Consider the following 12,066-nt stretch of genomic DNA (forward strand, 5'->3'; position numbering starts at 1 on the left):
AGATGAGGTTGTCCATGTATCAAACACATTCACTTAATGAAAAAATTAAACTGTTCTTCACCATCTTCTTTCCGATTTTGGTGACACAAGTGTCCTTTTACTTAATCAGCTTTTTTGACACGGTCATGTCAGGCCGTGCCGGTGCCGTCGATTTGGCAGGTGTCGGCGTCGGGTCGAGTCTATGGATGCCCGTCTATACGGGGTTAAGCGGGATTTTGCTCGCTGTCGCACCGATCGTCGCGCAGGCGCTCGGGGCCCGTAACATCCAACAGATTCAACGAACACTGTATCAAGGTGTATACTTAGCGATCGGACTGAGCGTCGCGACGCTCATCCTCGGGTTCTGGCTCGTCCCGACGGCCGTTGACGGCATGGGGCTGAGCGAAGAAGGTAAACGAATTGCCAAAGGGTATTTGCTCGCACTCGGATTCGGAGTGTTGCCGATGTTTTTGTTCAACGTGTTGCGCACACTCATGGACTCGCTCGGCAAGACACGGATCTCGATGCTGCTTATATTATTAGGGTTACCCATTAATGTCGGGTTAAACTACATCTTCATCTTTGGAAAACTTGGTGTGCCGGCATATGGCGGCGTAGGGGCCGGAATTGCCTCAGCGATCACCTACTGGTTGCTGTTCTTTATGGCGTTCGCGTTCGTCCGGAACGGAAAACCGTTCCTCGAGTATCGCTTCCTGCGCTCGGTGGAACGTCTCATGTGGCCGAGACAAAAAGAGTTGCTCAAGCTCGGCACGCCGATCGGTCTCGCCATTTTTGCTGAAGTCAGCATCTTCGCGGCAGTGACATTGCTCCTTAGCGCCTATGGTGACAATATCGTCGCGGCCCACCAAGCCGCCATCAACTTCGCCTCGTTCGTCTATATGTTGCCGTTGTCGGCATCGAGCGCGCTCACCATCGTCGTCGGGTACGAACTCGGGGCAGGGCGACTGAAGGATGCGGTGCGCTATGCTAAAATCGGGATTGTACTCTGTCTGGCCGTCTCGCTCTTCTCGGGTGGTCTTTTGTTCTGGCAAAATGAACGGGTAGCCGCGATTTATACGAACGACGCGGCCGTCGTGGAACTCGCGGCCCACTTCATGATCTTCGCTGTCTTTTTCCAACTGTCGGATGCGGTCGCCGCACCGATTCAAGGGATTTTGCGTGGCTTCAAAGACGTGAACGTGACGCTCGTCTTGTCGCTTATCGCCTATTGGGTGATTGGTCTCCCGCTCGGCTATACACTCGCCGAACAGTTCGGCTTGGGACCGGATGGTTACTGGATCGGGTTGATCGCAGGTCTTGCGGCAGGCGCCGTCTTGTTGTTCATGCGTCTCATTCATATCGTCAAACGGTATGAGGGGAAACCGCTCATGAACGAGACCTCATAACCTGCAAAAGTTGACGTCACTGACGTCAACTTTTGTTGTTTTAGGCATGAATAAGTCGGGCAAAGGATTGAGGGAATCAATCCTTTTTATTAAACAAAATTGGTCTATACAACTATACTGATTTTTTGTTATGATGACGATGAAGCTACTTGAGGAAAGGTGGATGACCAATCATGGTGATCATCAACGCACAGATCGTTTCGGGGGACAAGACATGGGAACGAGGATATATCCGGTTCGAAGGAGCGACGATTGAGAGCGTCGGTTCGATGGATGAGTATAGAGCAGAAGGTGAGACGGAGCTCGATGTGGACGGGGCGCTTGTGACGCCGGGCATGATCGACGTTCATATCCACGGCGGGTATGACGTCGACACGATGGATGCGGATGAAGACCGATTGCGTCATCTCGCCAAGTCGATGCTTGCTGAAGGAGTGACATCATTCTTTGCGACGACGATCACGCAGTCACCGACTGCCATCACGAAGGCGCTACAATCAGCCCGGACTGTCATCGAGGCGGGAGACACGTCGCTCGTCGGCATCCATCTAGAAGGACCGTTCGTCAACGTCGATAACGCGGGGGCGCAACCGGCAGAATATATTATCGACCCCGACGCGGAGCAGTTCCGGACATGGCAACAAGAGGCCGGCGGGCACATCCGTCTCGTCACGTATGCGCCGGAACGTCCAGGGGCACGTGAACTCGAACGAGCGATGCTTGAGACCGGGGCGGTCGGGTCGACCGGGCACACGAACGCCACGTTCGCCGAGAACAAGGAAGCGAACGTCAAACATGCGACGCACTTATACAATCAGATGCGCGGACTTCACCATCGGGAGCCGGGAACGGTCGGCTATTGTTTATTGGAGCGGGACGTCATGGTCGAAATCATTCCAGACGGGATTCACAGCCGTCACGAGATGGTCGATTTCGCTTATCGCTTAAAAGGGGCGGACGGGCTCGTCGTCATTACGGACGCAATGCGGGCGAAAGGGCTTCCGGACGGTCGCTATGAACTCGGAGGCCAACCGGTCATCGTTACGGACGGGGCAGCCCGCCTTGAAGCCGGAAACTTGGCCGGTAGCGTCTTGACGATGGACGCGGCGTTCCGAAACGTGGTCACGTTCACTGGATGCACATTACCTGAAGCGGTGAAGATGACGTCGACGAACCAAGCGCGTGAATTCGGATTGACGAACAAAGGATCGATTGCGGCCGGCTTTGATGCGGACCTCGTCATTTGGGACGATGCGCTGTCGGTCACGACAACGATTCTTCAAGGACGTATCGCTTATTCGAAGGAGGATATGGAATGAACATACTAGTTGCGAAAACACCGACAGATGCAGAAACGATCGCTTATACACTCATCACTGAACGATTGGCCGGGAAACGAGAGTTCGTGCTCGGGCTGGCGACGGGGAGCACGCCGGTCGGCATGTATCAGATGTTCAAACGTGACAAGCTTGACTGCAGTCATGTCACAAGCGTCAATTTAGATGAGTACATCGGACTCGCACCGAGTCATCCGCAAAGTTATCATCACTTCATGGAAGAGAAGCTATTCAATGACGTCCCGTTCAAAGAGAGCCATGTGCCTCGTGGTGACGCGGAAAATCCGGAAGCGGAAGCGGCACGATACGAACAGCTCGTCCGGTCGATCGGGGTCGATCTTCAATTGCTTGGCATCGGAGAGAACGGACATATCGCCTTCAATGAGCCGGGTACCGCGCTCGATGCGAAGACGCACGTGACCGAACTGACCGAGTCGACGCGGGAAGCGAACCGTCGTTTCTTTGACACGATTGAAGAAGTGCCGACACATGCCATCACGATGGGGCTCGATACGATCATGAACGCGCGAGAAATTGTACTCGTCGCAACAGGTGCTCGTAAAGCGGAAGCCGTGCACCACATGATTGAGAGCGTACCGACGATCGAGTGGCCGGCTTCCATCTTACAGGCGCATCCAAGCGTCACCATCGTTCTCGACGCCGAAGCGGCTTCAGGATGCAGTGACGTGTTACAGGCACGTGGCAGCGAAGCGGCCGACCGATTCTTTTCCATCCGAGCTTAACGACCTGGAGACAAGTGTCTCCAGGTTTTTTTATGGCCAACTGTGGGAAATTGTATGGAAATGGATTTGTAATCAAAACGTTTTCGACAAAAGTCGAGGATTCCTCTATAATAGGTGAAGCTCATATCAATCGACCGTGAAGGAGAAACTCATGAATTCAAGAACCCAGGCTCGTAGACGTCGCAAAGGCCCGTCTGCGTTTTATAAGCTGTTCAGCGCCCTCGTATTGATCGCCGTCATCGTTGGCTCGAGCATGTATGGGACAACGTTTTATAAAGCACATAACATGTTGTCCGGTACGCAAGTGACACTTGAGGATGATCCGACCCTCGAACCGACGCGATTCGATAAAGAGGATACCGAGAGCTTCCTCGTGCTCGGAACGGACTTATCCCCGAAAATGAAAGCTAAAGGAGCATATGGCCGCTCTGACGTCATGATTGTCGTCATTTTGAATAAGAAAAATAAGCAGACGACGATGCTCAGCATCCCGCGTGACTCGTACGTCAATATCGACTACACGGGCTTCAACATCCCGTATGGGAAGACTGGACTCGATCAAGATAAGATCACGCACGCACATTATTTCGGATCGATGGACGAGTCGAACCCGAACAATGGGATGCGAGTAGCGACGAATACAGTAGAGGATTTGGTAGGTATCGATATCGATCACGTCGTCTCGCTCAATTTTCAAGGATTTATTGACTTCATTGACGCGGTAGGAGGCGTTTCTGTAGACGTCGCGTTTCCTTTTGAAACAATCAAACATACTACGTCCAAAGAAGTGATTCGTGTCGAAGAGGGCCGTCAACGGCTATCAGGTGAAGAGGCACTCGCTTACGTCCGGAACCGCTATGACGACCCACGCGGTGACATCGGACGCGGACAGCGCCAGATGGAAGTCATTAACGCCGTCCTTGACCAAGCGCTCGGCACGTCGCTCATCAACAACTATGACAAGGTGTTGAAGGCGGTCGGTGACAACATGCAGACGACGCTCGGTCCAAACGACTATATGCGCCTGATCGAAGACGTCGGTGCCCTCAACAACACGGTCCAGTATCAGTTGACCGGTGAAGGGGCCCGCGGCAACGACGGCCATTTCTATTACTTCTTGAACGAGCCGTTACTCGAAGAAGTCCGCTATCGTGTCCAACAGGCCGATGCGGGCAATGAAGTGGAGCCGATGACCGATACAGAGATCGAAACGTATATGTATGATCCTGCCGGCATCACGTACGAAGCACAATAAAAAATGGTTTGCCGTCCGCGGCAAACCATTTTTTTACGTCCGATCCATGGAGACGGTGAACGAGTAGGCGTCACCACGGAACAAGGAACGGCTATATTCGAACATGTCTCCGTTTTCGAGATACGTTCGTTGATCAATCAAAAGGACAGGGGCGTTCGGAGAAATCGTCAACAGCTTCGCTTCTTCCGGCCCCGCACTCCGTGCCTCGAGCGTTTGGGTCGCGTTCTTTAATCGAAGGCCGGACTGCTCGGCAAACTCATAGATTGAACCGACGGCAACCGTCTCGGTCAGTTCTGGCAACAAGGCGACCGGGATATACGCGGTCTCGAGGGCGAGCACGTTCTCATCGGCGAGACGCAACCGTCGCATCTCATAGACGGGGGTATCAAGAGACACGCTCAACTTTTGAGCGACTTTCGCTGGGGCTGGAATCGTCTGGAACGATAACAGGCGGCTGAACGGTCGCATGCCCCGATGCTTGATTTCTTCTGAGAAACTCGTCAATCCAGACAGTGCCATCGTGATTTTCTTGTTGGCGACGAACGTTCCCCGGCCTTTTTGCCGGCTTAAATAACCGGCGTTGACCAAGTTCGTGATCGCTTGTCGGACCGTCATCCGACTGACGTTATAGCGCTCGGAAAACTCCCGTTCGGATGGAATCGATTCTCCGGGTTGAAGCTCGCCGGCATCTATTTGTTGCTTTAAATAGGCTTCGATTTGATAATAAATAGGTAGCGGTGATTGTTTATCAATCTGTAACATGCATATCGCTCCTGACTTCGAAAGTAAGTGTTTCTTATTATAGACCAAATTAGACTAGTTGTCTGAACATATCCTACAGAAAAGGCGGCGACAGCAATGAATTCATGGCAATTTGAAACGACGGTGACCGAGACCCGCACCGATGCGCGCGGGACATGGATCGCGCTTGAATCCACATTATTTTATGCAGAAGGCGGGGGACAACCACCGGATGCCGGCACACTCAACGGAGAGCCCGTGCTCGATGTGCAACGGGTCGATGAGATCGTCTGGCACTTGATCGAACGTGCGCTTGAACCTGGAACGCTTGTGACCGGCATCGTCAACGACGCTGTCCGACGCGACCATTCGATTCAACATACGGCCCAGCACGTGTTGACGGCTTTGCTAGAGGATGAGTACGGTATTCAGACGCTCAGTTTTGGGATTGGGCCTGAGGAATCGTCGCTTGAGATCGAGACGGACGTGTTCGATTGGGATCAAATCGAGTCGCTAGAACGGGACGTGCAACGTATCGTTTTTGAAAATCGCCCCGTCTCCACATATGAACTGTCGTCCGAAGAAGTCGAACAAGACCGTTTACGAAAAGCGACCGACCGCACCGGAACCGTTCGCATCGTCGCCATCGACGGCCTCGATTACAACGCCTGTGGCGGGACCCATGTAGATTCAACGGGTCAACTCGGAATCGTCCATGTGACCTCGATGAAGAAAGTCCGCGGTAACGTCCGTTTGACGTACGTCGCCGGTCTTCGGGCCTTGGCCGCGGTCCATTCGTCCCGGACCGCACTACGCACGATTCACCAAACGTTGTCGACGACGAACGAGACGGTCGCCGCCCGTGTCATCGAAGAACGGAATCTTCGTCTCGAGCGGGACAAAGAAGTGAAGGCGCTCGAGGCCCGCGTCGCGAAAGCGAAAGTCGCTGCCTTCTTGCAAGAAGACAATTATGTCATCACCCACATCGGCAAGACGGAAGCAGAGACGCTCACGACGACGATCGTCGAACGGATCGCCGCGACCGGACGGATTGCCGTCGGAGCCAATCATACGGGTCAAAAGCTGTGGCTCATGCATGACGGGACACACGACATCGCCATCGGTAAGTTTTTGAAACGGACGCTCGACGACCTCGGCATCGGTCGAGGGGGCGGCAGTCACAAACAAGCGCAAGCCCGCTTCGAGTCTGTCCTCGAGTTAGAACGAGCGACAGCGGAGATTGTGAAGCGGCTACAGGAAGGAATGGTATCATGTTGAAGATTGAACACGGGAACGACTCGAAACTGATTGAACTGGCCCGGTCTGTGCGGCAAACGGTGTTTATTTGTGAACAAGGGATCGCGCCGGAACTTGAGTATGACGAACTCGACCCGAACTGTATCCATTTTGTCGGAATGGTGGGCGCTGAGCCTGTCACGACGGCACGTCTGCGCCCAATCGGTGACGGGGTCGGGAAAGTCGAACGGGTCGCCACACTTGCCACGAAGCGCGGCAACGGGTATGCCAAGGAGATCATGCTTTCGATTGAATCTGTCGCGCGGGCGAGGGAGTTACACGAGCTCAAACTAGGGGCGCAACTGACGGCACTTCCGTTCTATGAACGACTCGGGTACGAGGCGTACGGCGATGAATTTTTAGATGCTGACATTCCACATCGGATGATGCACAAGGCGTGGTGACCATTGTTTGAAATTTTCCTTTTTTCTAAAAAAAGGTTGGCAAGCCGGGAAGCATTTGTTATAACTAAAACTAACAACTGACAGATAGAGGTTGCGAATGACATGAGTAAGCTTGATCGACACGGACGCATTCCGGATCGAGCCGAAAGGGGAAATTCGCCGAAGTCGACGTTCGCATGCGTACGAACGAAGGCTGGGGTAGTCGTGAATAACGCCTACACTGCCATGGATGAAATGCCATGGAGCGCTATCTACGGAACGATTCTTTAATCGTTTTTCAACTGCGCGTACAAGCGGCAGACCGTAGGGAGAGTGCTTCCTACCGGTCTGCCGCTTTTTCTGTTGGTGGACATCATGAAAGTGGGGAACCTGATGACAACCGTATTGAAATTCGGAGGCAGCTCCGTTGCCACGATTGAACAAATCCAGGCCATTGCTGAATATTTACAGACTCGGGCCGCCGCCGGTGAAAAGCTCGTCGTCGTCGTTTCCGCGATGGGGAAAACGACTGACTCACTCTTGTCACTCGCCAAACAAATCACGGAACGTCCGATGATTCGTGAACTTGACCGCTTGCTCGCGGTCGGTGAGGAGCAGACGATCAGCCTGCTCAGCATCGCTTTGAACTCTCGGGGCGTGGCCGCCATCTCGCTCACCGGACAACAAGCCGGCATCGACACGATGGGCATTCACACGAAAAGTAAAATCAAAGCGATTCGAAAAGAAGTGTTAGAAGAAAAACTTCGGACGTATGACGTCGTCATCGTCGCCGGTTTCCAAGGTGTCAACGAGTTCGGTGATGTGACGACGCTCGGACGGGGTGGGTCGGATACGACGGCCGTCGCCTTGGCCGCCGTGCTAAGCAAACGTTGTGAAATCTATACAGACGTCGCCGGGGTCTACACGGCTGATCCACGTATCCACAAAACGGCACGCCGACTAGACACGGTCTCATATGACGAGATGATGGAGATGAGCGCGCTCGGGTCGAAAGTGATGGAGATGAGGAGTGTAGAGCTCGCGAAAAAATTTGATGTGAACATTTTTGTAGGGAAGACGCTTGCAAGCGAAGGAGGAACATGGATCATGGATATGACACAGGCGATGGAACAAAAAGCGGTGACGAGCGTGAGCGTCGTGAAAAACGTGCTCAGTGTCTCAATCAAACACATTCCACATTCGGTGGCAGGAGTTGCCGACATTTTCGAGAAGTTGTCACAGCGTCATGTCAATATCGATATGATCAGTCAGACGGCGTTCGATGGAGAAGTGTTCTTATCGTTCACGTGTCCGCTCGATGAAGAGGCGTTCCTCGAAGAAGCGCTCGCGGAATTGACCGAGACGTTCCCGCAAATCAAAATCGACCGTCATACCGAACATGCGAAAATCTCGGTCGTCGGCATCGGGATGCGTGACGCGACCGGAGTCGCGTCCGAATTGTTCGCCACGTTCCGTGAAAGCGGGATCCCATTCTATCAAGTCACGACATCCGAGATCAGCATCTCGTACACGATTAACGATCAAGACGTTGAAACGGCGGTCGCAGCTATCGCCGAACGTTTCCATTTATAAGGGGGAGTCACCATGTATAACGTAGCCGTCGTCGGCGCGACCGGAGCCGTCGGTCAAAAAATGATTGAAGTCTTGACCGAATACGAGTTTCCAATCAACGAATTATTGCTTTACGCTTCAGCCCGTTCAGCCGGAAAGACCGTGAACGTGAACGGAAAAGATGTCGTCATCCGGGAACTGTCGGACGCGATTTACGCCGACCCGATTGATATCGCGCTCTTCTCAGCCGGGGGGAGCCTCAGTGAACAATATGCGCCTCGTTTGAGTGAACAAGGGGTCATCGTCATCGATAACTCGAGCGCGTTCCGGATGCAAGCGGACATCCCGCTCATCGTCCCGGAAGTGAACCGAGTCGAACTGAGCCCGGACAAGACACTCATCGCCAATCCGAACTGCTCGACGATTCAATCGGTCGTCGCACTCGCACCGCTTGCGGAAGTATACGGGTTGACGCGCGTCGCTTACACATCGTATCAAGCCGTCTCCGGGTCGGGTCAAAAAGGGATTGAAGACTTGGAACGCGGAGCGCGCGGCGAGGAACCGAAAAACTATCCGTATCCGATTTACGATAACGTCTTGCCGCACATCGATGTGTTCTTAGAGAACGGTTATACGAAAGAAGAACAGAAGATGATCGAGGAAACACGTAAAATTTTGAACGCGCCGAACCTCGGGGTGACGGCGACATGCGTCCGTGTCCCGGTCCGTAACAGCCACGCCGTCTCCATCACGGTCACGCTCGACCGCGAGGCGACGCTAGCCGAAGTGAAAGCCGTGCTCGCGGACGCGCCAGGTGTCGTCCTCATGGACAACCCGGGCGAACTCGTCTATCCGACACCGCTCGATGCGAACGGGACAGACGACGTGTACGTCGGTCGTGTTCGTGTCGACGAGTCACAGCCGAACACGTTCCATCTCTGGTGTGTCGCTGATAACGTTCGAAAAGGCGCGGCAGCGAACGCCGTCCAAATCGCCCAATGCATGATTGGGCAGACTGCTACAAAATAAGGGGGAGATTATATGTTCACAGGAGTCGCAACCGCACTCGCTACACCGTTTCAAGCAGGCGGTCAGCTAAATCTCACAGCGTGGGAAGCGTTGATTGAAGATCAAATTAAAGAAGGTGTCAGCGGTCTCGTGATCGGGGGAACGACCGGTGAAGGCATGACCATCACGGACGACGAGTTCGAGACGCTTCTCGTCAAAGCGATTGAAGTCGCTGCCGGTCGCACCGTTATCATCGCCGGAACCGGGTCGAACAACACGGCGCTCAGCATTCAAAAGACGAAACGGGCCGCCGAACTCGGAGCCGAGATGGCGATGGTCGTCACGCCTTATTACAACAAGTCGACGCAAGCAGGTCTGATTGCCCACTTCACAGCGATTGCCGACGCGTCACCGATTCCGCTCATGCTCTACAACGTACCGTCACGCACGGGTGTCGCCCTAGATCCGGCAACGGTTGGGGAACTCGCCGACCACCCACGCATCGCTGCGCTCAAGGAAGCGAGCGGGGATATCTCGGTGATGGCTCAAATAATGGCGCACGTGCCGGAAGGCTTCCCAGTCTATTGCGGGAACGATGATCAAATCCTTCCTTATATGGCTTGGGGCGCGCAAGGTGTCGTCTCGGTCCTCTCGAACGTCTATCCAGGCGCGACGGTCGCTTTAGCCGAAGCGCTCCTCGCCGGAGATTTAGAGACGGCCCGCACATGGCAGCTCCGACTGCTCCCGGTCATCGACGAATTGTTCGCGGAAGTGAACCCGATTCCAGTCAAAGCGGCATTAAATGCACGCGGCTTCGAGTTCGGTGCACCACGTCTCCCGCTCGTCCCGATGAGCGCGACGGCCGAGGCCCGCTTGTTGTCGGCAATGGAGCAGTTCAATGAGGTGAGACAGTGAACTTACTCATTCATGGCTACGGAGCGATGGGACAGATCGTCGAAGAAGTCGCTCGGACACAAAACTTGAACGTTGCGGCCATCGTCTCACCGGCCGGAGGGGAGCATCCCGTCTCGTTGCAAGACGTCGAGGCCGACGTCGATGTCGTCATCGACTTCTCGAACCCGGCACTGTTAGATGATGTGCTCGCTTTCGGGAAAGCCAAGCAAATCCCGCTCGTCATCGCGACGACGGGTTTCTCGGAAGCGGAACTCGCCAAAATTGAAGCGGCGTCTCAGGAGATCCCGATTTTCCAGTCTTATAATACGTCTTATGGGATCGCGCTCCTGAAACAGTTGCTCGACCAACTCGTCCCGCTCACGCTCGGTTATGACATCGAAGTGATTGAGGCGCACCACCGCAAGAAAGTCGACGCACCGAGCGGCACGGCGGAATTACTCGCCCGTGCCATCGAAGCCAAACGCGATGTGACACCGGTATATGACCGGACACCGCGTCGCGAAGCGCGTGCAGCCGATGAACTCGGCATGCACTCGGTACGCGGGGGGACGATTTTCGGTGAACATACCGTCCTCTTTGCCGGAGACGACGAAATGCTTGAATTGAAACATACGGCCCTGTCCAAACGCGTCTTCGCGAACGGGGCACTCGCCGCGGCGGCAACGATTCTCGACCGCCCGGCCGGATTATACAATTTAACGAACCTATACGAGGAGGCCACTCATGTTACTCACAAACGCTTATGAAATCGCGCAATACATTAAAGATGCCAAGAAAGAAACGCCTGTCAAACTATACGTCAACGGTCAGTTGGCCGGTCTAGACATCGAAGGGGCGAAAGCATTCGGGACCGACGAATCGAAATTATTCCTCACGACGGCCGAACGCGCAGCCGCTTTCGTTGAAGCGAACGCAGCGGTCATCACAGATACGCATCTCGAATACGACCGCCGGAACAGCGCCGTGCCGATGCTCGACACGACGAAATTGAACGCGCGCATCGAACCAGGTTCGTTCATCCGGGACCACGTTCAAATCGGCAATAACGTCGTCGTCATGATGGGTGCCGTCATCAATATCGGTGCCGTCATCGGTGACGGATCGATGGTCGACATGAACGCGGTCATCGGTGCCCGCGGAACGCTCGGGAAGAACGTCCATCTTGGAGCCGGCGCGGTTGTCGCCGGTGTCCTTGAGCCACCTTCAAAAGACCCGGTCATCATCGAAGACGGCGTCATGGTCGGTGCGAACGCCGTCATCTTGGAAGGCGTCCGTGTCGGTGAAAACGCAGTCGTCGCAGCAGGGAGTGTCGTCACGCAAGACGTCCCAGCAGGAAGCGTCGTCGCCGGAACACCAGCCCGTGTCATTAAGCAAAAAGATGAAAAAACCGCAGAAAAAACACAACTCGTTGATGACTTACGCTCCCTGTAA

The 12,066-nt window shown here is 54.2% G+C and carries 12 protein-coding genes and 1 riboswitch; of the genes, 11 read left to right on the top strand and 1 reads right to left on the bottom strand.

Annotated features, from left to right (window positions below):
• Nucleotides 1-14 precede the first annotated feature (14 nt).
• From KNP02_RS09955 to KNP02_RS09970, 4 genes are all read left to right on the top strand, one after another.
• A complete protein-coding gene (locus KNP02_RS09955) occupies nucleotides 15-1,385 on the top strand; it encodes an MATE family efflux transporter (protein WP_214708853.1) in 1,371 nt (456 codons plus the stop codon).
• 173 nt (nucleotides 1,386-1,558) lie between these two features.
• The gene (gene nagA, locus KNP02_RS09960) at nucleotides 1,559-2,704 is read left to right on the top strand and encodes an N-acetylglucosamine-6-phosphate deacetylase (RefSeq protein WP_214708855.1); all 1,146 of its coding nucleotides are present in this window, start codon (nucleotides 1,559-1,561) and stop codon (nucleotides 2,702-2,704) included.
• Entirely contained in the window at nucleotides 2,701-3,465 is a 765-nt protein-coding gene (nagB, locus tag KNP02_RS09965; protein WP_214708857.1) for a glucosamine-6-phosphate deaminase, read from the top strand. Before nagA ends, nagB begins: the two co-directional genes overlap by 4 nt.
• Nucleotides 3,466-3,616: 151 nt before the next feature.
• Nucleotides 3,617-4,720 carry an LCP family protein gene (locus KNP02_RS09970; protein WP_214708859.1) on the top strand — a complete coding sequence of 368 codons (1,104 nt, stop codon included), beginning with the start codon at nucleotides 3,617-3,619 and terminating at the stop codon, nucleotides 4,718-4,720.
• 33 nt (nucleotides 4,721-4,753) lie between these two features.
• Here the strand turns inward: KNP02_RS09970 and KNP02_RS09975 are convergent, their stop codons facing one another.
• Complete coding sequence (locus KNP02_RS09975; RefSeq protein ID WP_214708861.1) at nucleotides 4,754-5,482, bottom strand: GntR family transcriptional regulator; 729 nt, start codon at nucleotides 5,480-5,482, stop codon at nucleotides 4,754-4,756.
• A gap of 96 nt (nucleotides 5,483-5,578) precedes the next feature.
• On the opposite strand from KNP02_RS09975, the gene KNP02_RS09980 reads away from it, so the two are divergent.
• From KNP02_RS09980 to dapD, 7 genes are all read left to right on the top strand, one after another.
• Nucleotides 5,579-6,739, top strand: coding sequence for an alanyl-tRNA editing protein (locus tag KNP02_RS09980; protein WP_214708863.1), 1,161 nt, complete (start codon nucleotides 5,579-5,581; stop codon nucleotides 6,737-6,739).
• Nucleotides 6,733-7,161: a GNAT family N-acetyltransferase gene (locus KNP02_RS09985; protein WP_214708865.1), complete on the top strand. Its 429-nt coding sequence runs from the start codon at nucleotides 6,733-6,735 to the stop codon at nucleotides 7,159-7,161. The genes KNP02_RS09980 and KNP02_RS09985 overlap by 7 nt, the downstream gene beginning before the upstream one ends.
• Nucleotides 7,162-7,238: 77 nt before the next feature.
• A riboswitch (Lysine riboswitch) is annotated at nucleotides 7,239-7,419 on the top strand.
• Nucleotides 7,420-7,533: 114 nt separating this feature from the next.
• Nucleotides 7,534-8,733 (top strand): aspartate kinase, encoded by a 1,200-nt coding sequence (locus KNP02_RS09990; protein ID WP_034781262.1) that lies wholly within the window; start codon nucleotides 7,534-7,536, stop codon nucleotides 8,731-8,733.
• A 12-nt stretch (nucleotides 8,734-8,745) separates the two neighbouring features.
• Nucleotides 8,746-9,741, top strand: coding sequence for an aspartate-semialdehyde dehydrogenase (locus tag KNP02_RS09995; RefSeq protein ID WP_034781260.1), 996 nt, complete (start codon nucleotides 8,746-8,748; stop codon nucleotides 9,739-9,741).
• A gap of 12 nt (nucleotides 9,742-9,753) precedes the next feature.
• Nucleotides 9,754-10,635 carry a 4-hydroxy-tetrahydrodipicolinate synthase gene (gene dapA / locus KNP02_RS10000; RefSeq protein ID WP_214708867.1) on the top strand — a complete coding sequence of 294 codons (882 nt, stop codon included), beginning with the start codon at nucleotides 9,754-9,756 and terminating at the stop codon, nucleotides 10,633-10,635.
• A complete protein-coding gene (gene dapB, locus KNP02_RS10005) occupies nucleotides 10,632-11,381 on the top strand; it encodes a 4-hydroxy-tetrahydrodipicolinate reductase (RefSeq protein ID WP_128123933.1) in 750 nt (249 codons plus the stop codon). The genes dapA and dapB overlap by 4 nt, the downstream gene beginning before the upstream one ends.
• Nucleotides 11,359-12,066 carry a 2,3,4,5-tetrahydropyridine-2,6-dicarboxylate N-acetyltransferase gene (gene dapD / locus KNP02_RS10010; protein WP_034781255.1) on the top strand — a complete coding sequence of 236 codons (708 nt, stop codon included), beginning with the start codon at nucleotides 11,359-11,361 and terminating at the stop codon, nucleotides 12,064-12,066. Before dapB ends, dapD begins: the two co-directional genes overlap by 23 nt.

The sequence above is a fragment of the Exiguobacterium sp. s40 genome (genome assembly GCF_018617905.1).
Taxonomy (GTDB): Bacteria; Bacillota; Bacilli; order Exiguobacteriales; family Exiguobacteriaceae; genus Exiguobacterium; species Exiguobacterium mexicanum_A.